The organism is Arcobacter sp. 15-2 (genome assembly GCF_047159865.1).
Lineage (GTDB): Bacteria > Campylobacterota > Campylobacteria > Campylobacterales > Arcobacteraceae > JAIOSF01.
Genome location: NZ_AP038804.1, coordinates 497,571 through 523,602 on the forward strand (window position 1 = coordinate 497,571; position 26,032 = coordinate 523,602).

Sequence of the window (26,032 nt, forward strand, 5' to 3'; positions counted from 1 at the left end):
TTGTAGAGAAAAAAATGGGTTTTTTGGTGGTAAGGGGAGTTTTACCTACTGAGCTGGTAGTATTTAACTACCCAGCTGGTAGTTTTTTATGGAAAAAGAATTTCCTTTTTCTTTATATAGAAAGAAGAAATAAACTCTGAGTCTTTTTCTGTAATAATAAGTTCCTTAGAGAAAGAACTATAAGAATTTTTCTCTAAAATATATTTCATAGTTAAAGAATCAACCTTTTGATTCAATACAACATAATACAATAAGTTTTTATCTGTATTGTATTTATATTTAACTACTTTAAATCTTTCTTTTATATGTTGGTACTTTAAATCAGTTAGAAGCTCTCTTCTACCATTTTTATATACAACTAAGTGAACATCTTTTTCTGCATAGTCAAGATATATCTCTGGAAATATATCTTTACATTGCATATACTCTAATTCAAATCCAAATAATTCAGTAAAATCAAGTGGTAAATCTTCAAATGAAAGGTACTCACTATACATATTATTTCTTACTAAAATAAAATTACCTGTTGATTGCTCAATTATTACTTTCATTACTTTTTACCCCCTTTTGAATATTTAATTCTATTTACATAACCTAATTTTTTAGATTCTGATGCAGTCAATTTAATAACAAATCTTTTATTTTTTCTATCATAACCAGAAGACTTTGTTAAGATTCCTTTTTCAATTAATTCATTAATAGATTCTTTTGCTTTTGCTAAATTTCTATCTGCTCTAGCATAGTTTAAATCCATCACATCAAACATTAAATCTTTAGTCATAAACTCTTTATAATTAAAAGAGATATAAAAGAATAGTGCTTTAGCTGAATTACCTTTTAAATTAATTAGATGCTCATAATTATAAAACCTAGATGTAGAACAGTAATCAACAAAACCTCTATTTAGTTCAATCTCAACTACTTTATAATCTTCACTCACATTCATCTTTTCAATCAAGTGTCTTAAAAACATTTTTGATTTTCTTTTGTTCTTTATAAAGTGAGATTTAACTTCGTCTTTCCATTCTGAATAAGTTTTATTTTGTTTTATTTTTTTAAAGTCATTTGATAAATCTTCATTTAGAAAATAGAACTTAATAACTGTTCCAAACAAATTCTCTAAAGAATTAACTATAACAGCTCTATTCTCTACTTTATTAACTAAGTTTCTTGCTTTTAGCAACATACCAATGTCAACTTTTAATTTGTAGTTTTCATCTGATTCAAAATACATCTTATATTTTTCTAAATTATCTTTATCAAGTCTTTCTTGGACTAATTTAGATATATAAGCCAGTCTTCCTTCTTTATCGTCCTTAAAAGACTGATATATCTCTCTACCTTCTCCTTCAAGGCAATATTTCTTAACAGATGAAATATAAGAACTTCTTTCATCGTCTGTATAAGTAGTTTTATAATTGTCATTCATCACAAGTTCAGAATTCATCTTTTGAGAAGATTCAATTAACTGTAATAATAAAATCATATCATTTGTAGAGATATTATTTTTTCTTTCAAGAACAATATTATTTCCATTAAAAGAATATTTTTCTTCTAAAACATTTTCCATCACTCTTGATGTTTCTAAATCAATTTTTCCAAGTAAGTTTGGAAACTTTACTGTATTATTTAACATATCGAACCTCCTTTCTTAAAAATCTGAAAAACCTGTGTTTTCATAATTTTCTATTTTCTGTAAATCTATCTTAGACAGAAACCTTTTTTCTTTAATTTGAAGCTCTTCTTCAAAATCTCTCCCTCGTGGGAAAAGTTGAACATCAAAAATTTCAAAATTATTTGGATAACAAAAATCAAAGAACATTTGATTATTCTTTAGATACCTAGATACATTAGAATTATCTTTAATAATTCTTACTTCTCTTAAATGAGCTTTATCTGGATTATCAGCATAAATATATTCTCCACTCTTAAAGTCTCTAATATCCTTACCATCCTCGTCTTTTTGCTTTAATTTATACTTTGATATATAAATTGAAAATCTAAAAGCATCTTGAAAAGCTGAAGCTCCTCTTGTACCTGATGATGATTTTGCTGTATGTGAGATAGTAATAATTGTTATTTTATATTTAAAACATAAAACTGTTAATAACATCATAAACATTTTTGCATCTGAATTAGAGTTTTCATCTAATCCACAAGCACCAAAAAAAGCAATAAGTGGGTCAATTGCTACTAAATCATAGAACTTAACAAGTTCTATAAAATCTGAATATGCTTGTGTTTTCTTTCTGTTAAACTTATCACCTTCTAAAAAAGCTGGTATAACAGAAGATACATCTATAATTGTTAAGTGATTAATAATGTATTCTTTATCAGATTCATCTAATCCTAATAGTTCATCACAGATTAGATAAAACATAGAATTAATATCATCCGCAGAGTCTTCAGAAGCCCAGAATAGAGCATTTGATTCTCTGTTGTAGTCATCTCTTTCTTGTAGAAGAAAATAACAGATTTCTACTATCATTAAAGTAGTCTTTCCTGTACCTCCGTCAGCACTTATGTTGTTCATAAAATTTCTTCTAAGAGGTAAGTATCTTGTACAGATTAATTCATCTTCTAAGTCATTAAGAGTCTTAGTCTTTTTAACAGATAAATTAACAGTATTTTTGATTCCAAGTTTAAATAAAGCTGTTGACTTAGCAACATCTTTTTCAGACATAATATTTTTATTAACAAGGAACTCCGTTAATTCCTTTTTTTCTCCTTTAGTAATATTTCTTGACATCTCATGTATCTCCTTTAATTGTTGTTATTTAGTTTTTCAACTAACTCTTTTAATCTTTGTTCATCTGAAAAAACATAATCAAATATTTTTTCAATCACAATACTCTTCTTAGAACTCTTTAATTCTAATTCATCTAAAATAGATTGAATCATTTTTTTATGAGCTACATTAATATTTATATAATCTTTCTGATTCTTGTAATAGTCAGAAGGATTTATATTTTTTTTAATTTTATTTATAGTAATCATATTATCCTCCATTGATTCCAGTATAGAATATATTAATCTGGAATAGATTTACTGTACTTTAACATAAAATAATAATAAAGTCAATAGTTTTTCAACTAAATTTCAAAAGTTCTTAAAATTTGCTTAAAAAAGTTAGGTCAATTTTCGGTGGGTGTTTAGGCTATTTATTTTTACATAACCACCATCTTATCGTCATTTATGAAGATACTATTATAAAAACTACAGTTTCGGTGGTGTTTTGACCTTAAATAACTACAGTTTCGGTGGTGTTTGCACTACAGTTTCGGTGGTGTTTCGCATTTTTTTTATAAGCTTTAAAGCTCGAATATAAGGGGCTTACAGAGATTCGCAATTTATTCTTAATTATTTTCTTAACTAAACCCCTTTAAGGGGTTTTAAGTAAATAAGAAAAGATTGAGTTCGCTTTTCAGCTCTCAATCCTTCTTATTCTTTTTTTATTTTTCTTGAAAGGAATTTATATTATTTCTTTCAATTTTCAAATATCTTATAGTCTCTCTTCCTTAGTCCAAAGAAAAAAGATAGGTATAACTTATCAGCTTACAACCTTAACTCTTTATTGACTCAGACTTCGTCTTCACACATTCATCGCTTCGCTTAAATAATAAAAAGAGAATCTATATCTATCTCACAGTAATAACTTTGCTCAGAGATATAAACAGCTTGAAACACTATCAAAACATCAAGCACAGCAAACGATTTACTACTTAGCTATACAATCACATCATCAACACACTAAAAGCGATTTAAATGGATATTATGAACTATCATAAATCACAGACCAGAAAACCACCATCAAAATAACTACAGTTTCGGTGGGTATTCAAATCAAAAAAAACACAATTAATCAACGAGCTTACCGCTCTTTTAATCAATTCTCAAAATACACAAACTACTACTTTAAGTTTTCCAAGTAAAAACAACCTATATTTTTACAAAACTTTACAAATAAATACAAAACAATAAACTCTAAAAAATCAGCAAAAAATCGTGATAACGGGTATTTTTACCTTAAAAAACAGCAAAATCTACCAAAAACTTAACATACAAAAAAGCCCATTTTATCGTGCTTTTTAACAAATTTGCAAAAAAAATAGCTAAAATAGGTTAAAAAACTTAACTTTAACTTAAAAACATGATATAATTATACATAACTTAAATAAAAAGATTAATTCTTTTTCTTAAGTTTTGTTCTTTAAATTATTATTGTTAAAAGTCTTCTAACTATTTATTTGTTTGAGTTCTTAAAGAGAGAGTTCAAACAAATAAAATACACAGGAGAAAATTATTATGAAAAAATTACTATTAATAACGGTTACAGTTTTAGGTTTATTAACATCAACAGCATCTGCTGATTCTTGTTTTATTTCAGCTAATGGTTCGATGGGTTGCTCATCTTGGGGAACATCGTCAACAAAAGGTAAATAAAATAAGGAGGTGTCAGATGGTTAAGTTAATTTCAACAGTTTTAATTGGCTTATTGTTCTTTGGTTTATTTCAATACTGCTTACAGATTGAAAACACTTTTGAACAGTTAGCTGTTTTCGGATTAGGTTTAAGTGTTCTTTTTCTTGCAAGTTTTGTAGCATCAAGAACATTAAAATAGATTTATCGAACACTTTACGAAGTGTTCTATTAAGTTTATTAAAACTTTAAAAACTAAAAATTTATAACAAGAGGTATAAGATTATGAAAAATACAATTCAAAAATTAAACAAAAATATAGACAAGTTATTAGCAGATTACAATAGAAATATGAAAGATGCTAACAGTTACTTAGATAAGTATAATCAATTTATAGCAGCAAACAATATAGATTCTGATGACAATAAAGATATGTTAGCTGACTTACTTAAAAGTAAATATCAGTTATTAGCACAAGATACTTCAACATCGTTTTATCATCATTTTAGAAAATTGATTGTTGATGTAGATGTGAACTTAGACATTACAATCAATTTAGATTTTTTTGTTCAAGATTTAATTAATCATGATTATGATGCAAATACAATCAAAACAGATTTAGCAGACAAGGGAACAATTGCAATTACAATCTACAAAGATACTTTCTCTGTAGATGATGTAAGTTTTATGTGCTAACTAAGATTTATCGAGCCATTCGGGATTGAATGGTTCTATTAAGTCTTACATAGACTAAAAAAAATAAACACAAAGGAGAATAACATGGAAAAATTATCAAAAAACAAAATTGCTTACAGAGCAATATTTTTTAAACAAGACGAAACTATAGATGTTCAAAAAACTGAAAGGTTTGATGAATTAATTGAAGCAAAACAATTAGGAACTATTGAATGTAATGAGCTTAATAGTTTAGCTTCTGAACTTGGTGGTAGCTTTTACTTAGATGATTTAAGAAATGAGGTATTAGACCTTGTTGAGTATCATCAAAATCAAATAAGAATCATTAATGGTATTGGTTACGAATATGATTAAAATTAAAGACATTAAAGTTTGTGAATACACTTCTTTATCACAACAGTCTTTATCAAGAATCAAGAAAGAAGAAACACAAGGTAAGCACAAAAGATACAGTCTTTTAAAAAGAGCTGTATGTTTAGAGATGCTTGAAATAACAGATGACGATTTACTATTACTAGTAGATTTAAAAAATAGATTTAACAAAGAGCAATAAAAGCAGTATTGCTCTTGATTAAGTTTATTAAAAACGAAACTAAAAAATATGAAAGGAGAATATTATGAAAACTATAAAAGAGAAAATATCTTTTAAGATATACAAGAAAGGAAGAAAATGGATTCAATGTTTCATCAATTATAAGATTGATGGAAAAGAGTATTCACATCAAGGTAAAGTTCTTATGAATGACTTTCTAAAAACAAAAAATGTTGGAGAGTGGATTAACAATCTACCAGCAACAATTGAAGGAATTGAAAACAACTTTTCTGCTAAATACAGAATTGATTATGTAGCTACTCCAATAGAGTCTGATAATGAAGAAGCAATTTTTCATTTTGGAAAATATAAGTTTGAGAATATTTCAAAAGTTGCAGAGAAAGATTTAAACTATTTAATCTACATGCAACATAAAGTTGAAGGAACTGTTAAACAAGAAATTGAAAATGTTCTTTCTAACTACAAAATAGTTGAGAAAGCTGAAGACATTTATCACTATGGTTTTGATGTAAGAAGAAACCAACATATAAATTCAAATCCAAAAATTTTTGAAGGTTATGAGCTGGTACTTCAAGAAAGCTTTGATGACCAAGATGGCTTTTTAGTTCAAAGGGATATTTATAAAAAAATATAAATTTATCGAGCTACTTTTTTTAAAGTAGTTCTATTAAGTTTATACAACTTAAAAAAATAAAAAAAACAAAGGAGAATAACATGAATAAAATTTTAACAAATAGAGCTAAAAACTTAATACAACTTTTAACAGAGAACAATGTAAGAACAACTACTTATCTTAATTTATACCAAGACGAAATTTTTTTTGATACGGACTTAATTAATTGGAATTGTAAATATCTTTCAATCTCTTCAATTCATAAAGAATATTTAGAAACATTAATTGAAGAAACTGGAGCTAAAATTATTAGAGATAATAACCTACAAGCAATTATTTTTCTTGGAGAAGATTTAACATCAAAAGATACTACTTTAACTATTGATGAAATAAAAGAAATCTTTTCTTGAACAGAAACTAAAAAATCCTTCTATAACAATAGGTAGCTTCTCATAGCTACTCAAATTTTTACTAGGAGAAATAAATGTTAATAACATAAATTTATAGAGAACTCTTTTTTAATTAAAAGAGTTTTTTATTAAGTTTATAAAACTTAAAAAATACAAAAAAGACAAAGGAGGATTTAATCATGTCTATAAACAGAAAATTACTAAAAGATGTAATGACATCAAAAGGTTATGACAAAGAACAAGAAATTGTTTTATCAGGTGTAGTTATCTTAGCTGAAGATGAATACAAAAAAGAAGAAGAAAAAGCTCTTGCTTCTCTAAATAAAAGAAGAGATGCTTTTTTAGAAAAATGTAAAAAAGAAGAATCTGAAATTAAAGAAAAAACAATTTCAAAACTGATTGAGAAAAAAGCTAAACTTTTAAGCATTTCTCCAAAAGCGAAAAAAGTGGTTTCTGAAAAAACAGAAGATGATGAATTAAGTTTAAGAGATAGACTTTTACAAAAGAATCCAAAGTTAAATAATACATCGTCTCAGAATCAACCAAAAGAGTCAAGTGATACAAATGTATCAGAAAACAAAAATGAAGGATATAAGCCATCATTTTTCAACAAATAAAATAAGAGGTAATGAATTATGTTTAAAACAATTGGAATAATTTTAATGACAATTGGTATTCTTATACCAGCAAGTCTTGGCGAAAACTTACCATCATTTTTACAAAGTGATTTAGTTTTCTTTTCAGCTTTAGTTTTATTTATTATTTTAGTTTTTACTTTTCAAACTAATCTAAAAAATAACAATCCAAAAATTGTAGAAAATGCAAACTCTAAAGTTCCAACTTTTCTATAATCAACTTACTAAAAATTAAAGAATCCATTTTTTATAATTTACTAAAATTGGATTCTACAAAACTACGAAATCTCACTTATATAAAATCACAATTTTAATTAATCTTAATTCTTAAAAATATATCAATAAGACTTTTAACTTTTTGCAAAGTATCAATACTCTTATTTCTATTTTTAAGCGAAGCGATGCCTGTATGAAATCCATGTAAATGGATTGAGACATCTTAAACTAATCTGACCTATTTTATAGGACAGATAAAAAGGGGTAGGGATATATATTAGTATTATTGAGGGCAGGATAAGCAAGACCCCAGAAGGGTTCTATTTTTCTGGCAGAGCCTGTTGTAATGGGGGTTTTATGGTGGTCTTTTGGTGGTCATTTTGCGAAAAAGTAGGCTTTTAAAGCCCCTTTTTTAAGCAAAAACACCTAAATATCGAGCTTACAGAGATTTTCGGGTGGTCTCTTTGGTGGTCTTAACTCCCAAAAAAACATTTTTCCTTAAAAACTCTATATACTATATTATACCCAAAATTGGGGCAAAAAAATCTACAAAGGAGGTAACAAATATCATGATGAAAAAACTAAAACTAAGTGTCGAGCAAGACAGATATGATAAGATTCAAGAGCTTGATAAGATGTTAGGAAATGGGAATATTTCTTTAACATTTAGAACAATTCTTGACAGAGGTTTAGAGAATTTTGATACAGCAATTCTTTTAAAAGAATCTAATGATTCAAGCAATTCTCAATTAAGAAATGACTTTAAAAATCTTGAAAAAGATTATAAAAATCAGTCAAATAGGTTAGCAAAACTTGAAGTAAAAAACTTAACAGAGTCAGTTGTTCAAACAAATCTGATTAAGCATTTTGTGAAGTTCGGAAGTCTTACAGATGAAGACATCGAAAGGATAGAAAAAGCTTCTAAAAGAGAATTATTTCAAGAGCTAAATAGTAAAAAAGAGGACTAATATTATGAAACAGTTCTCTAAATTAAATAATAACTTTAACGAAGAAAAAGTCCAAAAGCTTAAACTAAAACTTTCTAAGAATAACTCACTTTCTTCTAATAAATCAGCATCAAGTAATTCTAATAGTTCTATCAAAGTATCCAAAGGAAACAGAGGAATTACAATAGATAATAAGACTGTAATCTTTAATACCAGATATGAAGAATCTGGAAGATTTAACAAGAGATTAGACAAGACAGCCAATAACAAAGATATTGGTCAAAGAGCGAAAGCAGCTATCAAATATCAGGACAGAGAGACTGAATTAGAAGCTGAAAATGAACTCGAAATTGGAGAATCTTTAGATAAAGATATGAGTCATTCTTATGATTTAGAAAAACAATTATCCAAAGAAGATATTAAACAAATTAATAGCGATTTAGATAAAGGTGTTCCAGCAATGAGAACTTCAGTTCTTTCATTAGGTCAAGATAAAAACTTATCTGAAAAAGAAGAATTAGCTGTTATTCAGAAATCAATTTCTGAGCATAATTCTAAATATAATAAGAGTGTTAAAACAGTAATTACACAACATAAAGATACAAATAACAGACATGCTCATATAGTTCAATATGGCTCTAAAGATGACATCAAAATGTCAAAAGAACAAACTGAAAACTTCAAACTTAGAGTTGCTATCAACACTAAAAAAGAATTAGATAGAAAAGGTATTTCACATAAACTTGATAAAGAGATTGACTTAATTCTTGATAAGCAAGAAAAGCTCTTACAAGTAGAAAATACACTTGATAAATTACAAGATAAAGTAAAAGAACTAAGCCAAGAAAGACTTAATTCTATTGATAAAGAAACTGATAAAATTGTTGATAAATTAGAGTTATCACAAGACCAATTAGATGCAATTAAAAACTATGAAAAAGCATCTGGTTATAAACAGTTCCTAGAAAAACAAGATAAACCAGACCCAGCTAAAATTGCAAAGGCTGAACAATGGAAAGAATCTATCAAATCAAAAATGGATGAAAAAACAATTGATAAACATACACAGTTAAAGCAAGAGCTGGATAAGTTTAATCAATCTAAAGAATTCAAAGACATTAATGATAAATTTAAAAATGACATCAAAGAAGCACATAGAGAATCTACTAAAGAATTAAGAGAATTATCTAAAAAATATGAACCTAATTTGTTCAAAAAAGGAGATAAACAACACTCTGAATTTTTAAGTAAATCAGCTTCAAGATTAGAAAAAAGAACTAACAATATTGATAACAAGAAGTTTAAAAAAGTATCTTTAGATTCTGTTTTAAATAAAGCTGAAGCATCTGAAAGAGAGACAGCAAAAGATATTGTTAGTGATATACAAAAAGATATTAAACAAATGTCAAAAGAGATGACCAAAGAAGCATCGAGAGATAAATCTGAGTCTTATAACGATAAGAAAGGTGGTTTATTTTTAGAGAATGATAAAGTCTCTAAAAGTGATGCAGATGAAATAAAACAAACATTAAATAGCATTGATAATAAAAGAGAATCTGAAAAGAATATGTATAAAGTTGCTAATTCTACTGACTTAGAAGAGAAGCTAAATCAGTCTGTTTCTAAAAGACAAAAATACTCTAAAAATCAGCAATCAGCTGAATTTAGAGAAGCACAAACTTCTTTCTTTAATATACAAGCAGTTATGAGAGATGAAGTAAATTTAGAAAAAGTAAATAGCTATGTTGAACATGCTGTTTCAACCAGTAGAATGACAGAAGAAAATGGTAAAAGGTTCTTATCAAATGCTGAAACACATGCAAAAGAACTTGAAAAAGCTGGAATTTTAAAGCATCAAGGAGATGGTAAATTTAAATTCACAGATGAAAGAAGTAAAGAAATTCTGTATGACAATCATGACAAATCTATTAATAAAATATCTTCTATTAATAAGAGTGATTTAAAAGAATTTAAGAAAGAAAGAGACATCTATAAGAAGACAAATAGCACTAAGGACTTAAAGAGACTTCAAAAAGAAGTTAAGAACAAAAAGAGCAAAGAGAAAGAGCTTAAAAAGAATATAGATTTTAGAAATCAATATCTAAAATAAAGTTTAGAGAGATAAATCAAGAGACTGTTTATCTCTTTCAAAACACAAGTCTCAATTTCAAACGAAAGGAGAAGATTATGAAGAATAACACAATTGCAAACACATCATTAACATTACTATTTATGTTTATTATATATGTATCTATATTGCTTACAAGCAATACATATAATGCTCAAACATTAATGGTATTTGGTCTAATTTCAGTATTAGGAATTATCATTTTTACAAGCTCTTTTGTTTATTTTAAGTTCATATTAAAAGATGAATTATTTACAAAAGAACAAGCTAATGAAGATGAAATAAAACATTTCTTTGAAGATAAGAAAGAAGAATTTACATCTGAGATTGTTAATACAGAACCAGTTGAATCAGTTCCAGTTCAAACTGAAACTAAACCAGAAGAAAACAACAAAAAAAGACCAGCTAATATCTTAACTGAAGACCCAGCTGATGCTCTTGCAAAAGCATTAGCAGCAATTCATTCTGTAAATCAAAATGACTCTGATATTAAGAGAGAATTTTAATTTGAGGGTATTATCATGGCACAAAATCAACAAAGATTAGAACAAGATAATTTAGTAAAAGCAAGAAAGAAAATATTCCTTTTCTTTGGAATGTCTTTTGCTTTTTCAGCCCTTGTTGGAATGATTATTAAAACATTCATTCCTGACTTACAGTTCTTAATGCAAACACCAATCCCTGATTTTATCAACCAGTTTTTTGGAGCAATTCCAATTATTTCTGGACTATATAAGACCTTTGAGAGCATACTTCAAATAGCTTGGGGATTCTTAATATTCTCTATACCTTTTATGTTTCTATATCTTATCTTTAGTAGTAAAAATAAAGAGTTTATTTCCCTAAGAGGTGGTTCAGTTGTAGATGCAAAAGAGCTAAGAAAAAACATGCTACTACATGATGACTTAGTTATTGAGCACAAAGCAACAGAAGCTGATATAAAGAAGAGAAAAAACATATATGAATTCGAGTGGGGTAATGAACAAATACCCTTAGACCCTTCTGAAATTTCAAGGGGATTACTCATAGTTGCAAAAGCTGGAGCTGGTAAAACAGTTGCAATTAATAATATGATTCATGGAAATATCAGAGAAGAATTTACAAGTAAAATCTACAAAAAGCTTTTTACTACTTATAATAGTTTAGATGTATCAGATAGTTTTAAAAGAAATAGTCTAAAAAGACTAATGAATTTATTACCAAATTCAATGGCAAAATTAAGAAGAGTTCAAACTTCAAGAGGAGTTAAAGAGTTTAATAGACCAATGATTTTTCTTGAAAGAAAAGGAGATGACTTTAATCCAAAATTACTTCATAGAGACTTTTTAAATAAGAATCATTTCTTATTTGACCCTCTTGATAAAGATACTATATTGTGGAACTTCATGGATGAAGCAATAGACCCTGTAACAAAAAAAGTTGACACAGGATTACTATTTTTCATGGTTAAAATTTTATATCCAGCTGATGAGTCTGACCACTTTTCAGCCCAAGCACAAATGGCTATCTACTTAGTAATTATTCTAATTGCATTTAGTGATAGACCAACGATGAAGCACTTAATTGACTACTTACAGTCACATCAAGATGTTATGTCTTTAAGAAAATCTCTTATAAGAAATAAAGATATTAACAGATTAGGTTTAAGAGGAACAGCTGAAGCAATCTTCACAATTGACGAGGAGACGGGCGGTCCCGATGGCCAAGCCAGAGGTGTTCAAAGTAGTATGGGTAGATTTATTGGTAAAATTTGTCTTCCTGAGTTTTATTTTGAAAAAGGGAACTTTACTATTACAGAATTCTTCAGAAAGTTAGACAAAATTGAAGACTATGAAAAGTATAAAAACATGAGACTTGGTATTCAAAATGAAGCAAAACTTGCTGGTAAATATAACCTATATTATGGTCTATTTTTTGCATTGATTTTCAAAATTGGTCTGACAATGGAACAAAGAGAATCCAGAAAAATTATGATTCTTCTGGACGAGGTTCAATCGTTTGCAGAGGGAGATAATAAACCACTTGCAAAAGCAATCCTTGAAGCAGCAGATGCCTTCCTTGCCGAAGCAAGGTCAAGAGGTTTCTTTACAACAATTGCTACTCAATCTATTGCTAGATTGATGGAAATTGCTGGAGATAAAACTATTAACTCTTTGTTCCAGTTGTTATCAGCTAAGTTGATAATGCAGTATGACGAACCACTTGGAGCAAAGTTTATTACAGACTACTTTGGAGAAGAAGAAATCGAAGAGATGACAGAATCAGAATCATCTGGTGTAGAAATGAATTCTACAAAAGCATCTACTTCTATTCAAAGAAGAATGAATAAGAAAATCCTTACTTCAGAATTGACTGACCTTGCAAAAAGAACAGGATTCTTCAAACAAGGAGACAGACCAATTACAAAACTAAGTTTTGGAATCAACTCTGGTACTGATATTTCAGCAAAAAGAATTGAAAAGCATATTCCAGAAAGTTTCAATCTTGACGATATAGAAGCATATAAAAATTCAGACATGATTTTAGACTATGCTGATGAAATAGTGAGAGTATTTGAAAAAATACAAAAAGAAGGTACTGAACTTAACTTAGACATCTTATCTGAACAAACAAAATTAAGTAGAAAAATTCTATTTAATATTTCAGATGAAGACAAAAGAGTTAAAGATGTAATCAATGAAGTATATAAAGTATCTACTGTATCTAAGTTTATTGAATATACAAAAGATGCAGATGTTGAAATGAGCTGGAATAACTTTAAAAACTATTGTGATGTGACATTAGATGATTTAAAAGACTTATCTAATAGATATAAAAGAGTTTCTGACTTCTACAAGAACTTAGTGTTCTATAAACACGAATTATTAGAAGACTTAAATGATTTTACAAGACAAAGAGAAGTTATTGATTTATATGTTAGAGATAAAAAGTCTCCAGTTCAAGATTACTCTGACAAATTAATCATAGAGAAGTTAATGGATAAATTTAACAAATTATCCAAAGAAGAAATACTTACCTTCCTGTTTGATTTAAGAAGAGAAGAAGTTGTTGCAAAAGGTTCTTTTATTAAAGAACACTATATTAACTTTGACTTTGAAAAAGCACTTCTTACAATCAAAGAAGAATCAGCTAAACCATCTACTCCAAACCCTTTTAAAGAAGAAGTTAAAGAGGAGAAGAAAGCTGATAAGAAAGAAGAAGAGCAAGAAGTTCCTAATGTTGAAGTTATGACTCAACCTGATGAACCTTTAGTTCCAGATGTAGAAGTTATGAATGCTCCAGATGAACCAATTCCTTCTGAAGTATCAGAACCAGCTCAAACAATCAATGAACCAGATGAAGATGACTTCTCTGGAGATATTGATTTAGACAATCTAAATCTTGATACAGACTTAGAATTAGGAGAAGTTGACTTAGTTCAAGATGAACCTGACTTCTCTGATAGTCCATATAATTAGTTTCCCGTAAGGGCTTAACCAACCAACTTAAAATCCTTCATCTAAGAATGAAGGTGGAGTTTAATATGAAAAATATAATTATACTAATAGCAGTTTTTTTAGGTCTAATAATTACACTTAATTCTTTAGACACAGACAAAAAAACAAACCAAGAAAAGACACCTGAAGCTAAAGAGCAAAAATCTTTAATTGTCAATAAACAAACTGAAAATAAACCATCTGAAGAAGAGTTTATCTTACCACCATTACCAGAAAATTCTGGAGATGTTGAAGTTATTGAAATTAAAACTGAAGAGATTGAATTACCACCACTACTTTCTGAAGCTGAGAAGCCAAGAAAACAAAAAGTGATAGTTGATACATTCACAGAAGAAAAAAGCCCTTCAGAGCAAATAGCAGAGCTTAGAGAGCAACTTAGAAAAGGCACTCCTTCTTTTTTACCTAAAACAGAAGTTGTACTTAAAAAGTCTAATGACTATCTTCCACCAGCTCCAGAGCCTAGAGAAGATAATTATGAAGCTCCTGATGTAGAAGAATCAGAAACTTACTTCTATGAAGGAAGAATCATAACAAGAGCTGAATATCTAAGATTAAACATTAATGAAGAGAAGCCTTCTAATGTTTATCAAGAGAACGAAGATGACTATTCTCTTAATAACTTAGATGCAACACTTGAAGAACTTGCTCCTGAACCAGTTAGAAAAGTTAAAAAGAAAAAGTCTTCTAAGTCAGATATTCCTGACCTTAATGACCTTTTCAAATAACTAAACGATATGAGATTCACTTCTCATATCTCTACTTTTTTCTACAAATCTTTACAAATTAATACAAAAAATCACAATTCAATACATAAATGTATCAATTTACATCACAAATCATCATTTTTTTCTAAGTTGTTCTTACAACCTATATATGACTTGATTCATTCAAGTCAATCTTAAAATTTAGGAGTTCTTAGACTCCGTGGAGTATAAAATGGCAGAAAACGAAAAAAAAGAAGCAGAGGTATTAGGTAAATGCCCTGTGTGTGATGGAGGAATCATAGAGAAGAAGTCTTCTTTTGGATGCAACAAAGCAAAATGGTCAAATGAGGGAACAGAAGATGCTCCTAAGTGGAAAAACGAAGGATGTGGATATTCAATATTCAAATCAGCTTTAGGAAAGTTTGGTGGAGATGAAATAACACCAGATGAAGTAAAAAGTTTATTAAAAGATGGTTCTTTCAAGAAAGAACTTAAATCTACAAAGGCAATTGAAGTTGATGAAAAGTTTGGTGTAAAAATCAATTTCTCATCATAAGGGCGGTGTCATATGGAAGAACTTAATAAATACATAAGAGATAACTTTCAAGTCATTGATGAAGACATCAAGAAGATAGATAAAGAAATCGAAAAACAAAAGCAAGAAGAGGAGAAGAAGGCATCATGAACATAGAGTTAGAATTATTCAAAATGGCATTAGAAGTTTTTGCTTTTCTAATACCTTATATGATGGCTCTTCTCATAATAGGAATCATCATCCAAGCAAACAAGAACAAAATTATCAAAAAGATAAAAAACAAAGAAGAACTAACACATTTTGATTCTTTATTTGTAAAGAAATCTGAAGTAGAAAAGATTCTACTTTTAAGAGATAACGAAAATAAATAGTTTCCCGTCAAGGGTTCAATCAAGTTAAAATAAAATCCTTCATAGTCATATGAAGGTGGAGTAGAAAATGGAAAAAATACTAATAGTAGGAGCTGATATTACAGCAACAACAAAAGCATTAAAAGAGATTACAGATAGATTAACTTATTATGTAGCAATCGAGGGATTTATGAGAAATGATTTTTCTCATCTTGATGGTCATAACAAGCCTTTAATCGCTACAACTAATAAATTGTTTGACCAGTATATGATATATAGGTTTGATAAAGTAATCTTCTTAGCTAACACAGATGAATTAACAGTTCAAATAGCTAAGTCTCTATTCAATAAAGATATAAGAGAATTATCAAACGAATCTATTGTATATGACAACATAAACAAACATCTAATAAGAAACAAAGTTGATTTAAAAAACTTTATAAAACAAGAATTAAAAATAACAGATGAAAATGCTGTGATTTTTGCATCCAATTTTATTCTGGATGAAGTAGAGTATTATAATTTAAAAAATCAAGATGGTACATTCTATCTTGATGTTAAAGATGCTAAAAAACATCTATTTCAAATACAAGTAGATGATAACTTATCTACAGAAGAAATAGAAGCATGTGAGACAATAAGAAGAACATTGTTTTCTTTCTTATTTAGAGCTGATTTAACTAACCTAAAAAAACATTACAGCTAAAAAACAGATATAATAAAAATATTGATTAGGCAAGGGAGACTCTTTTTGAGTTTCCCTTTTTTTTATGCCTGTAAAAAAGCCCTTGAAGGACTTACAGCAATGCTTACATCTACACAAACAAAGAAAACCACCCAACAACACATTTAAGGCGATAGCCGATGCCTGAACGAGTCGAGAGACGAGACACATAAAACTTCTTATACACCAAAACAAGATTAATTCTAAAAAACACTATATAATACATATAACCTTTCAGCAACAATAAAAGGTTATAAATTTTTTAGTTTAGAGGAGATTTAAATAAATCTTCTCTTTTTTATAGCATGAAAAAAGATGTAAAATAACTTATCTGTTCTAATGCTTCTATCAATTTTTAATCTTCTTCAAGTAGATTTTCTAACTCACATCTGAAAATATCTTGTGATTCAAATAATGTTCCATTCTTTAGATAGTCAAAAAATTGTGTATAACCATTTGGACTTAAAAAGTGAAAGATATATTCTTGATTTATATTATTCTCTTTCAATTTAGCATTTAATGCTTCAAAATGTCTTTTCCCATACTTATATTTTGCCTTATTTTCAGCACAATCATCTTTATCAGCTTTAATTTCAACTACTAATATATACTCTTTGTCATCTTTTGTAGCTTTAATTAGAAAGTCTGGATTAAATGTTTTTAAAGCATGTCTTCTTGTTTTAGAGTCTTTACCACCATATTTTAAACTGTATTCTATACTATAAAAACCTGTATCTCTTGATTTTATCCATGCATCTATAAGTCCTAACTTGATTATGTCTTTCTTGCATAGTTTTTCAATAAAAGTTCTTTCTGGTTCTCCTTTTGTAAAAACTAAATCGAATGGAGTTTTGAAGTAATATTCATCTTCTTTCATTGGTGCACTTCTTGGAAGTGACAAATCACTTTCTATTTCATTCATGATATTTAATTGGTCTTCAGCTAAAAGTTCTTCATCAAAATTGTTTGTATAAAAAACTGAATGACCTCTTTTTAAGTTTCCTATTCCTAAGCTTTCTTTAGATGCAGATTTAGTTGAAATTACATAAGGTTCATTTACTTTTGACTCAGAAACTACAGTTTTGCCTTTTTTTCTAAGCAATGTAGAAAAGGAGCTATATATTTTTTGAACATTCTTTTCAATAATTTTATCTCCTTTAATCCCTCTGTTTTTCATAGAAATTTTAATTATGTTTACAATTTTTTCTCTTGGTGGTAAGTTGTTTTTTGTATATTTGTCTTCCCCTAACTGTAAAACAGTTCCTTCCCATTCTCTATCTCTAAAATTGTCATAAATTTTATCTACAACTTCATCAACTGTTGTTGTTTCTGATTCTATAACATAGTTTTTTTCTTTTGATTGACCTGTTAAAACATTTACATATTTAGCTTCTTTATCAGCTACAATTGTTTGAGCTTCTAATGAAATACCTTTCTGTTCAGCTTCTGTGTAATTAAAAGTTTTATTTTCTTGATTATGTGTTACTTCAACTTCTTGTTTTGTATAATCTAAATTATAGACATCAAAATGATATTTAGCTCTATCAAATTTGTCTTCATCTAACAATGGGTTGCTATAAAGTCTTGTCTCTATCTCTAAAACTTCATCAATTAAGCCTTTAATATTTTTACTCCATGAATCATGGTTAAAAACAGTCACAATTGGTTGAATATTGTTATATGCTTCTGGAACTCTTAATCCTCTTCCTAAAACTTGAGCTATTAATAATTTTGAGTTAAAAGCTCTATCTTCCCATGGTACAATTTGAAAAACATTCTTAACATCCCATCCTTCTGTTAACATTGAAACAGATACAATCCATTCAACTGGATTGTCATGGTTATCTACAGTTTTTAATTTTAGTAGGTTTGGCTTATGGTCTTTATGTGAAGTCACAATAAGAATCTTCTTCTCAGCATCTTCTCTTGGTAAAGATTCTTTGTCAGAAAGAAAATCTATTAAATCATCAGCTAAGATGTTTGCCTTTCCAATGTCTTTTGTAATTAATATAGTTAATGGCTTAACTTTTCTATATTTTTTAATATTATCATCATGATTAATGTAAATCTTTTGAAATTTTTCATTGTCTCCACCACCATTATCATCTTCCATTTTATAATCAATGTTTTTAACTATCCTATCTTCTATTCCTTCTCTTAGTGAATATCTATATATAACATCATTAAAATATTCATTGTTATGATAAGCTGTACCTGTTAGACCTAAAATGTATTTAAAATCATAATTTGTATTAAGTAAAAATTCTTTCCATTTTTTTAAGTTTTTAACTTCTTCTCCTCTACCTTCAACTTTATTGAATATGTGGTGTGATTCATCATTTAAAACTAAAACTCTTTGTTTATCCCAAATTAAACTGTCATCAATAGATGAGCCTGTATTAGCATAAACAGCATGAATATTTTCAACACATATATCTCCAGCTTTAATTGTAGAGTTTGCATTTACAATTCTTGGGTTTTTAAATTTTGCACTTTCTGGAATAGCATCTTTTAAATCTGCATTTCCAGATAATTCTGTAAATTTTTCAGTTAACCCATCTTCAATTGTGATAGATGGACAAAGAACAAGAACTTTATCAACAAGACCTAAACCTAACATTATTTGAGCGATTCCATAGATTACATATGATTTTCCAGCACCTGTTGATAAATCAATGTTTCCAAATAACTTATTAGAAATTTGAATTTTCTTTTTATATTCACTTAATGTTGAATATTTAGATTGTAATTCTTCATTTTTTTTATAATTTTCTTCTACTAAATCTTCAATAGTTTTATATTTCCCAGATGCAAAATAAATTATTGCTGTTTTAATAGCTTCTTTTTGATATTCTCTATTCAAACATAATTTGTCTAAAAAGAACTCCCATTCATCTAAATCAAGCTCTAATGGGTCATATGATGGATTTACATTTAGAATTAAATCTTTTTGTTTAAAAACTTTTATATCTTGCATTATAATCCTTTAATATCAAATGTTTCTGTAAAGTCATTTCCAAATATATCTGTATATACAACCATAATTTTATTTCCTAAGTCTTTTTTATTTAGAGTTAATTTTAAACCATCTTCATCAAGAGCTTTTAATTCATCTCTAACATCATCTTCATTCTTCTTTTTCTTAGGCAATAGTTCATCCGCAAAATAAACTTCGTCCATTTCAAAAGCTTCATTATTGTAATCCTTGTCAACAAATATTGCAGATAAAGTTTCAAAGTTTTCTAAATATCTACCTTCATCATCTTTTGAGTATTGACTTCTAAATTCTTTTATAGAAATGATAACTTTGCTTTTATCTAATGATATTTCAGTTTTAACTTCTGGTTGTCTAATAAAGTGAAAACCTACAGCTTCATCTACTTCGTTGATTTTCTTAGAGCTTTGAGGTTGTCTTAACTTTTGGAAAGGTGTTTTGTGAAGTTCTTTAATCATATGATATGGAATTTTTAAGAAGTAATATCTTATATTTCCTATTTGATGATAATCACTTATAAAATCTATACTATTTGCTGGAGCAATAATATAAACTCTACCTGAAATTTTACTACTTATAGCTCTGTGAATACTTTCTAAGTAGTTTTCATCTACAGATGAATCTTGGAATTTTTTATAATCAAACATTTTAACAGGACTACTATTTTTTTTAGCATCAAATTCTAATCCAGAGATTGTATGTGAATTTAATTCCAGTTCAAATAATCCAGCTGCAAATTCTTTATATTTATCCCATTCCATATCTAAAGTTTTTTTCAAGTCATATAGACCTAAAGAACATGTCATAAAGCTTCTTGCCATCTCTTTATATAATGGGTATGTTTCTTTTTTTTCTGTATCAACAAGAACTTTACTATCACATTCTCCACATTTTTCATAAATTTTCTTATTTTTAATTACAGGTGTTAAAGATTTACTTGTATTAATTTGTAATATTCTTTTTTGGATTGTAAAATAAGATAACTTTCCAATATCACATGTAAGCCATCTTCTTTTTAGTTTTTCAGCTGTAGCAGCAGTAGTACCACTTCCTCCGAAAAAATCTAAAACAATGTCATTTTCTTCAGTTGTTGCTTTGATGATTCTTTCTAATAATCTTTCTGGTTTTTGAGTAGGGTAACTACCTACATTAATTCTTTCTGGGTCTTTTTGTTGAAGGTAATTTATATCAGTCCATACATCATCTGGAATTTGTTTATCATCTTCATAATATCTATACTCTTTACCATTAGACATTATTGACCAATAAAGTCTTCCATCATCATCAACACCTTTTTTCATGTTGTTTTTCTTTGCAACACCTCTTTCTACACCAATTTCATCAGGGAAAAATTTATAGTTATCTGTTTTTTTGTACCAAAAAATTGAAGCATGTTTTCTTGCAAAAAAGTTTTTAGGTCTTCCACCCGATTTAAAACTCCATATAATCTCATTTAAAAAACAATTTTCTGAGCCAAACACTTCATCTAACACAACTTTTAAATAGTGAGCTTTTTTCCAATCAAGATGAACAAATAAACTACCATCATCAGCTAATATTTCTTTTGCTAATATTAGTCTTCTTCTTAAAAACTCTATAAAATCAGCACCTTTTGCTTTATCAGAATAAGCTTTTTGACCTTGTCCAGCTTTAAAGTCTCCTTCAGTAGCAAATGGTGGGTCGATATATATTAATTTAACTCTACCTTTAATCTTATCTTTTATTAATGGGTCTTTATTTTCATTTATTGTTTTAAGGAATTGTAAATTATCCCCAAATACAATCATATTTTTCCAATCATCATCAAAAGCTTTGTATTTATCTCCATTAAAAACTTTCTCAACTTGTAATGGAACAGGATAAACACCATCTTCATTTGCCAACACATCTTCTTTTCTCATTTTTCCAGCATATGTTAATTCGTATTCTTTATGTGTTGTTGGAAATAAATCATATTTAAATTCTTGTGGAATTTCCTTGCCTTCTTGCAATAAATTAATTATATAATCTCTTTGGTCTTGTGAAATCATTTAGTAAAACCCTTCTGTAGTTAATAGTTTATTTTTTATATAAAATTGAGGTCTTAATGTTATCTAAAAACAACATATAAACCTATAAAAATAATGAATAATCATTTTTTTATTATTATGTCATCTATCCTTCAACCTTTCATGAAATTGAATTTTATTTTTATTTTTTTGATTCTTTCTGTAAATCATATAAGAAATTAGTGCTATTAAAATAAGACTAACGATTATTAATTCTACCATTTACTATATCCTCAATTAAATTAAGTTCATCAAATAAACCTTGTTTAAAGTTTCAGCAGATGTATTTTCATCAGAAGCAACATTAAGTCTATCATAAGTTGATTCTGCTTCTGAATTAACTTCTAATTCTTTTTTTGTTCTTGAATTTGTTCTTTGAATTCTATTATAAAACTACTTTCCTTCTGAATAAAATAATAGATAAGTTCATTCAACCATTTGGCAGCATTAATTCTACCTTTGCGGTATTTATCAGTTAAATGGTCTTCCATCTTATTGAACTGATAATAGGTCTGATGGCTATTTAAAGATTGACTAATTTGTTCTAATTTATAAAGAGATTTTTTCATTTTAGCAGTTTAACTAAAAAATAAAATTGAATTAAAAAATATTGCATTTTGCAATGTAAAAAATTACCAAAAAGTTGTCAATGTGGAAACTTAGTTAAAAAAACAATATGGTCTCAATTTTATGTGCTACAAAGCCCTTAACTAAGGCAATATCTGAACACTCATAAGTTTAATTTAAGATTTATTTATTTTTTGAAGTTTTTTTATAAAAATTGGGACGAGATTGGGACGAAGTAGTTACCAAAAGGTTGTCAATACGGAAACTAAAATCAAAAAAACGACTGCTCAAAACTGAATTTGGTGCGAAGAAGGAGACTCGAACTCCCAAGCCCAGTGTGGGCGGCAGCCCCTCAAGCTGCTGTGTTTACCAATTTCACCACCTTCGCATTTTAACAATTATAAGTTTTATTTAAGGTTCTTTGAAAAACTATCTTTTCGTTCCCTCAAGCCCGCGTGTCTACCGTTCCACCACAGCTGCATTTTTTAGAAGCGAAGTATAACTAAAAAATTATAGAAATAACTTAAAATATGTAAAAAAATTTAATTTTTTAAAAATACTCGATTATAATAATAAGCAACAAAAAGAAAAACAACACCTAATAAAATAGAAATAATATTTAAAGATACAAATGTAGCTAGTATTCCTATAAAAAAAGTTGTTGTAACATTTGCTATCATAAATACCATTTCATTATAAGCTAATACTCGTCCTAAATATTTACCTTCTACTTGATTTTGTAACATTGCATAAGTATACGACCAAATTGTTGTAGTAACAATACCTGTTAAAAACATCCCTACTAGACCTAAATAAAAATTATTTTGTATAAATGCCCAGATAATAATAGTGATACCTTGTATAATAAAAATATACAATAGTCTCTCTTTTGTCACCCAATTACTGATTAATAGTGGTCCTATCATTAAAGCAAAGGCTCGGACAGAATTGGTAATCCCAATAGCTAAGGGAACTGCTAAAATAAGTTTATATTCATAATCTGCCAGTAAAGTTACTAAGGTATCAAACGCAGTCAGTCCAACACTTGCATGCAGTAACATATAATGTAATAAATGTTTATTCTCTTTTATATATAATACACCATCTCTGATTGAATTTATGATACTCTTATGAACTGTTTCCATTTGTACATTAAAATGGATTTGACTTAAAATTACTAACGCTGTCAAAAAAAATACCCCATCGATTAAAAATGATATTTTTTCACCAAATATACTTACAATAATTCCACCAATCGCCATCCCTGCTGTAAAAGTAAATGACCAAATAATTGAGTGTATCTCATTTGCCTTAACTAATGCTTTACCTTTTAATAACTTTGGTAACAAAGACATCTCTGTTGTAAAAAACATAGAAGCACTTCCCATTCGAATAAAAAGAAGTAATAATAGTAACCAAACATCATTAAGTGAATTGATAAGTAAAAAACCCAGTGTCATACAAAGTTCTACACTTAAAAGTATCATCATCAGTTTTTTAACTTCTATTCTATCTACAATAGATCCATTAAAAGGGGAAAGAACAATTCCAGGAATAAGATGCATAGCAGCTACGGTTGCTATAAGTATAGGGCTAGCACCAAATTTTACCAGCATAGAATAGATAGCCACATTTGTAAACCAAGCACCAAAATATGCAATAAATTGTACAGCTGAAAGTTGACGCACTACTTTGTGCGTTTTTAAAAGTTCTCTATATGTCAAAATACTATTTAAATTCTATTTTAACTAAGTTGGAAAATTTTGTTGGTGAAGGAACTATAATTTCACACTTATACGAAGAGATATGTGTAGAATCAGCTACAGAATATAGTTTTGAAATAGTCAAATCTGTTTCTTTTCCATCTAAGAAAATCTTTTTACTTTTTATAGTATCAATATCACTAATTGGAATAAAAATTTCTAATTTTCCTGCAGATAAATCCATACTATTATACAAAAGAACACCCGGAGTAACATAGTCACCTACTTCTACAGCGATATCATAAATATAATTTTTTACCTCATGTAAAGTTTTTTTCTCAATTTGATCTTGAAGTGTTGCTATTTTTGTTTTAAGATCACTGATTGTAGAAGCAATATTTAAAATAGTGATTTTTTGATTATCCTTATCAAACTGTGATTTTGAAGATACTCTTTGAAAACTCTTTAAAATACCTTTTTGAATTTTTAGTATTTCATTTAAATTTTTCAATTTTAATTGAGATTGTTTGAGATCAATCATATCAACTTGCGAATCGATTTTTACAATTGTACTTTTCTTCGCTGTATTTGATTTTATCTCATCATTAACATAAATCACTTTACCGCTTACTGCTGATTTTACAGTATATGTATTGATAGGATTAAGTTTAGCATAATATTCACTTCCAAATCCTAGTGAACTTAAAAGAACAAGTGCTATAATATTTTTTTTCATTTTTTGGTTTCCCCTATTTTGATTGGACGAAATATATCATCATTTATCTTTATACTAAGTTTAATTTTTTCAGTTGATTCTTTTTTAAATTTTCCTATTAATTCATACTCATTAAAATAAAACAATACATCTTTATAAGAAAGTGTATGACCATCAAAATCAAACCTTACATAAATATCACTCTTTTTGTAATCTTTCAAAAACTTGTTGCGAATCCCTTCATAAATATACAATTCTAATTCTTGTGGTATATATTTATCTACATCGTATAAATCAATTGTATTTAGTTTTGCAGATAAAAGATTTATTTCACTATCGTAAACAACATCTGAAAAAATAGGTTTACCATATACAACTTTAAATGCCTTATTTAGACTTGTCTGTAAAATAGGATAGATATTCTTTTTCTCTTGATAGTATTCTTTTAACGCTTTAAGTTTTCCATTGTAAAAGCCTATTTTTCCAGCAAATTCAACATCAATATTTTTTTGTTCTTCAGCTCTACTCTCTTTAATAGCTTTTAACCTTTGAATATAACTAAAATAAAGTTCATATTTTACAGGATCTAAACTTGCACCATCATCTTTTAATTTTCTTTTTATAGGAAGCGCAGGTTTCGCTTTTTTTATCGCATCATTTACAAAATAATTTACCATAACATTCAATTTTTCATGAGAATTTAAACTCTTATAAGGATTATTCAATGAAAAGAGATAGATAGGAACCATAATTAAAAGTATTTTTATCATTTTATATCTCTCACACAGCGAAGAAAGTTTTTTTCATCTTTCTTCACTAAAAGTGTTTTTCCATTTTTAAAATCTATTGCCCAAACTTTATTTACATCATTTTTAAAAGTTGTATTTGTTAGGTAAATCTTTTTTTCTACATATTTAAAATTTTTATTTATACTATTCTTTCGATGAACATCTACAATGGATTGTAGCTCTTTTATTGTTGGTTTTCTCCAATCTATATAACCATTTAAAACTAAAATGTCACAATAAACTTTTCCACTTGTAAAAGTTTCTAAAAAATTTATTACATCAGTATTATCTTGCCACATGATATTTTTTCTTGTATCAATAACAATGTTTTTAGTTTTTTCATATTGTAAAGATGAAGCATTACTTACACAAAAGAGTAAAAATATACTTATAAAAATTTTCATTAATAAGTACCTTCTTTGTGAGAAATATCTCGTACACATCGAATATGATATCTTTCTAAATCTGAGGAGATCCCTGTTTCCCCATAGTTAAAATCAACAAACCAATTTGAATCTTTTTGTTGAATATCCTTTGTTAATGTCCAATACTTTGAAGATGTCACATATTTTAGTTTTGCATTAGCAGATGGATCTGTTTTTTTATAATCCACAAGAGTAAGCATCTCAGAATAAGTAGGCACACGCCAATCTTTTCGTTGAACCAAATCTAAATCTTTACAGTAAAACTTCAACTCCAATTGGTTCAATTTTTTTTGGGTATTAACAATTGCATCTTGCCACATAAGATTATTATTTACAAAAACAATATTACTTATTTTGTTAAGTT

28 protein-coding genes and 1 tRNA gene are annotated in these 26,032 nt (G+C 27.8%); 17 read left to right on the forward strand and 12 right to left on the reverse strand.

Annotation, left to right across the window (positions count from 1 at the left end):
* Window positions 1-86 precede the first annotated feature (86 nt).
* Genes ACMCMH_RS02630 through ACMCMH_RS02645 form a run of 4 tightly spaced genes read right to left on the reverse strand, consistent with a single transcriptional unit; the run spans window position 87 to window position 2,997 of the window.
* Window positions 87-551: a hypothetical protein gene (locus ACMCMH_RS02630; RefSeq protein ID WP_412726809.1), complete on the reverse strand. Its 465-nt coding sequence runs from the start codon at window positions 549-551 to the stop codon at window positions 87-89.
* Complete coding sequence (locus tag ACMCMH_RS02635) at window positions 551-1,636, reverse strand: hypothetical protein (protein ID WP_412726811.1); 1,086 nt, start codon at window positions 1,634-1,636, stop codon at window positions 551-553. The genes ACMCMH_RS02630 and ACMCMH_RS02635 overlap by 1 nt, the downstream gene beginning before the upstream one ends.
* A 15-nt stretch (window positions 1,637-1,651) precedes the next feature.
* The gene (locus tag ACMCMH_RS02640) at window positions 1,652-2,749 is read right to left on the reverse strand and encodes an AAA family ATPase (RefSeq protein WP_412726813.1); all 1,098 of its coding nucleotides are present in this window, start codon (window positions 2,747-2,749) and stop codon (window positions 1,652-1,654) included.
* A 14-nt stretch (window positions 2,750-2,763) separates the two neighbouring features.
* Window positions 2,764-2,997 (reverse strand): hypothetical protein, encoded by a 234-nt coding sequence (locus ACMCMH_RS02645; protein ID WP_412726815.1) that lies wholly within the window; start codon window positions 2,995-2,997, stop codon window positions 2,764-2,766.
* Window positions 2,998-4,305: 1,308 nt separating this feature from the next.
* Between ACMCMH_RS02645 and ACMCMH_RS02650 the strand changes: the two genes are divergently transcribed.
* The 17 genes from ACMCMH_RS02650 (at window position 4,306) to ACMCMH_RS02730 (ending at window position 16,409) form a co-directional block, all read left to right on the forward strand.
* Window positions 4,306-4,443 carry a hypothetical protein gene (locus ACMCMH_RS02650; protein ID WP_412726817.1) on the forward strand — a complete coding sequence of 46 codons (138 nt, stop codon included), beginning with the start codon at window positions 4,306-4,308 and terminating at the stop codon, window positions 4,441-4,443.
* Between the two features lie 16 nt (window positions 4,444-4,459).
* Entirely contained in the window at window positions 4,460-4,621 is a 162-nt protein-coding gene (locus ACMCMH_RS02655; protein ID WP_412726819.1) for a hypothetical protein, read from the forward strand.
* A gap of 83 nt (window positions 4,622-4,704) precedes the next feature.
* Window positions 4,705-5,115, forward strand: a complete 411-nt coding sequence (locus ACMCMH_RS02660) for a hypothetical protein (RefSeq protein ID WP_412726821.1) — start codon at window positions 4,705-4,707, stop codon at window positions 5,113-5,115.
* A gap of 84 nt (window positions 5,116-5,199) precedes the next feature.
* Entirely contained in the window at window positions 5,200-5,469 is a 270-nt protein-coding gene (locus ACMCMH_RS02665) for a hypothetical protein (protein ID WP_412726823.1), read from the forward strand.
* Window positions 5,462-5,668: a hypothetical protein gene (locus ACMCMH_RS02670; RefSeq protein WP_412726825.1), complete on the forward strand. Its 207-nt coding sequence runs from the start codon at window positions 5,462-5,464 to the stop codon at window positions 5,666-5,668. The genes ACMCMH_RS02665 and ACMCMH_RS02670 overlap by 8 nt, the downstream gene beginning before the upstream one ends.
* Window positions 5,669-5,732: 64 nt before the next feature.
* Window positions 5,733-6,302, forward strand: a complete 570-nt coding sequence (locus ACMCMH_RS02675; RefSeq protein ID WP_412726827.1) for a hypothetical protein — start codon at window positions 5,733-5,735, stop codon at window positions 6,300-6,302.
* A gap of 80 nt (window positions 6,303-6,382) precedes the next feature.
* Window positions 6,383-6,691 (forward strand): hypothetical protein, encoded by a 309-nt coding sequence (locus tag ACMCMH_RS02680; RefSeq protein ID WP_412726829.1) that lies wholly within the window; start codon window positions 6,383-6,385, stop codon window positions 6,689-6,691.
* A gap of 179 nt (window positions 6,692-6,870) precedes the next feature.
* Window positions 6,871-7,308, forward strand: coding sequence for a hypothetical protein (locus tag ACMCMH_RS02685; RefSeq protein WP_412726831.1), 438 nt, complete (start codon window positions 6,871-6,873; stop codon window positions 7,306-7,308).
* A gap of 18 nt (window positions 7,309-7,326) precedes the next feature.
* Window positions 7,327-7,542, forward strand: coding sequence for a hypothetical protein (locus tag ACMCMH_RS02690; protein WP_412726833.1), 216 nt, complete (start codon window positions 7,327-7,329; stop codon window positions 7,540-7,542).
* A 569-nt stretch (window positions 7,543-8,111) separates the two neighbouring features.
* The gene (locus ACMCMH_RS02695; protein WP_412726835.1) at window positions 8,112-8,510 is read left to right on the forward strand and encodes a hypothetical protein; all 399 of its coding nucleotides are present in this window, start codon (window positions 8,112-8,114) and stop codon (window positions 8,508-8,510) included.
* Between the two features lie 4 nt (window positions 8,511-8,514).
* Window positions 8,515-10,599 carry a hypothetical protein gene (locus tag ACMCMH_RS02700; protein WP_412726837.1) on the forward strand — a complete coding sequence of 695 codons (2,085 nt, stop codon included), beginning with the start codon at window positions 8,515-8,517 and terminating at the stop codon, window positions 10,597-10,599.
* 77 nt (window positions 10,600-10,676) lie between these two features.
* Complete coding sequence (locus ACMCMH_RS02705; protein WP_412726839.1) at window positions 10,677-11,123, forward strand: hypothetical protein; 447 nt, start codon at window positions 10,677-10,679, stop codon at window positions 11,121-11,123.
* A 15-nt stretch (window positions 11,124-11,138) separates the two neighbouring features.
* Entirely contained in the window at window positions 11,139-14,075 is a 2,937-nt protein-coding gene (locus ACMCMH_RS02710; protein WP_412726841.1) for a type IV secretion system DNA-binding domain-containing protein, read from the forward strand.
* A 65-nt stretch (window positions 14,076-14,140) separates the two neighbouring features.
* Window positions 14,141-14,839, forward strand: a complete 699-nt coding sequence (locus ACMCMH_RS02715) for a hypothetical protein (RefSeq protein ID WP_412726843.1) — start codon at window positions 14,141-14,143, stop codon at window positions 14,837-14,839.
* Window positions 14,840-15,050: 211 nt separating this feature from the next.
* Window positions 15,051-15,374: a hypothetical protein gene (locus ACMCMH_RS02720; protein ID WP_412726845.1), complete on the forward strand. Its 324-nt coding sequence runs from the start codon at window positions 15,051-15,053 to the stop codon at window positions 15,372-15,374.
* A gap of 125 nt (window positions 15,375-15,499) precedes the next feature.
* The gene (locus ACMCMH_RS02725) at window positions 15,500-15,724 is read left to right on the forward strand and encodes a hypothetical protein (RefSeq protein WP_412726847.1); all 225 of its coding nucleotides are present in this window, start codon (window positions 15,500-15,502) and stop codon (window positions 15,722-15,724) included.
* A 67-nt stretch (window positions 15,725-15,791) separates the two neighbouring features.
* Window positions 15,792-16,409 carry a hypothetical protein gene (locus ACMCMH_RS02730; RefSeq protein WP_412726849.1) on the forward strand — a complete coding sequence of 206 codons (618 nt, stop codon included), beginning with the start codon at window positions 15,792-15,794 and terminating at the stop codon, window positions 16,407-16,409.
* Window positions 16,410-16,782: 373 nt separating this feature from the next.
* Here the strand turns inward: ACMCMH_RS02730 and ACMCMH_RS02735 are convergent, their stop codons facing one another.
* The 8 genes from ACMCMH_RS02735 to ACMCMH_RS02770 all read right to left on the reverse strand — a co-directional run bounded on the left by ACMCMH_RS02735 (window position 16,783) and on the right by ACMCMH_RS02770 (window position 25,988).
* Window positions 16,783-19,404 carry a DEAD/DEAH box helicase family protein gene (locus tag ACMCMH_RS02735; protein ID WP_412726851.1) on the reverse strand — a complete coding sequence of 874 codons (2,622 nt, stop codon included), beginning with the start codon at window positions 19,402-19,404 and terminating at the stop codon, window positions 16,783-16,785.
* Window positions 19,404-21,452, reverse strand: a complete 2,049-nt coding sequence (locus tag ACMCMH_RS02740) for a site-specific DNA-methyltransferase (RefSeq protein WP_412726853.1) — start codon at window positions 21,450-21,452, stop codon at window positions 19,404-19,406. The genes ACMCMH_RS02735 and ACMCMH_RS02740 overlap by 1 nt, the downstream gene beginning before the upstream one ends.
* A gap of 885 nt (window positions 21,453-22,337) precedes the next feature.
* Window positions 22,338-22,425 (reverse strand) — tRNA-Leu (locus tag ACMCMH_RS02745).
* Window positions 22,426-22,579: 154 nt separating this feature from the next.
* Complete coding sequence (locus tag ACMCMH_RS02750; RefSeq protein WP_412726855.1) at window positions 22,580-23,761, reverse strand: MFS transporter; 1,182 nt, start codon at window positions 23,759-23,761, stop codon at window positions 22,580-22,582.
* Between the two features lie 4 nt (window positions 23,762-23,765).
* Window positions 23,766-24,476 (reverse strand): hypothetical protein, encoded by a 711-nt coding sequence (locus ACMCMH_RS02755; RefSeq protein ID WP_412726857.1) that lies wholly within the window; start codon window positions 24,474-24,476, stop codon window positions 23,766-23,768.
* On the reverse strand, window positions 24,473-25,225 hold the full coding sequence (locus tag ACMCMH_RS02760) for a hypothetical protein (RefSeq protein ID WP_412726859.1): 753 nt from the start codon (window positions 25,223-25,225) through the stop codon (window positions 24,473-24,475). The genes ACMCMH_RS02755 and ACMCMH_RS02760 overlap by 4 nt, the downstream gene beginning before the upstream one ends.
* Entirely contained in the window at window positions 25,222-25,647 is a 426-nt protein-coding gene (locus ACMCMH_RS02765) for a DUF1566 domain-containing protein (protein WP_412726861.1), read from the reverse strand. Before ACMCMH_RS02765 ends, ACMCMH_RS02760 begins: the two co-directional genes overlap by 4 nt.
* Window positions 25,647-25,988 carry a DUF1566 domain-containing protein gene (locus tag ACMCMH_RS02770; RefSeq protein WP_412726863.1) on the reverse strand — a complete coding sequence of 114 codons (342 nt, stop codon included), beginning with the start codon at window positions 25,986-25,988 and terminating at the stop codon, window positions 25,647-25,649. The genes ACMCMH_RS02765 and ACMCMH_RS02770 overlap by 1 nt, the downstream gene beginning before the upstream one ends.
* Window positions 25,989-26,032: the final 44 nt, after the last annotated feature.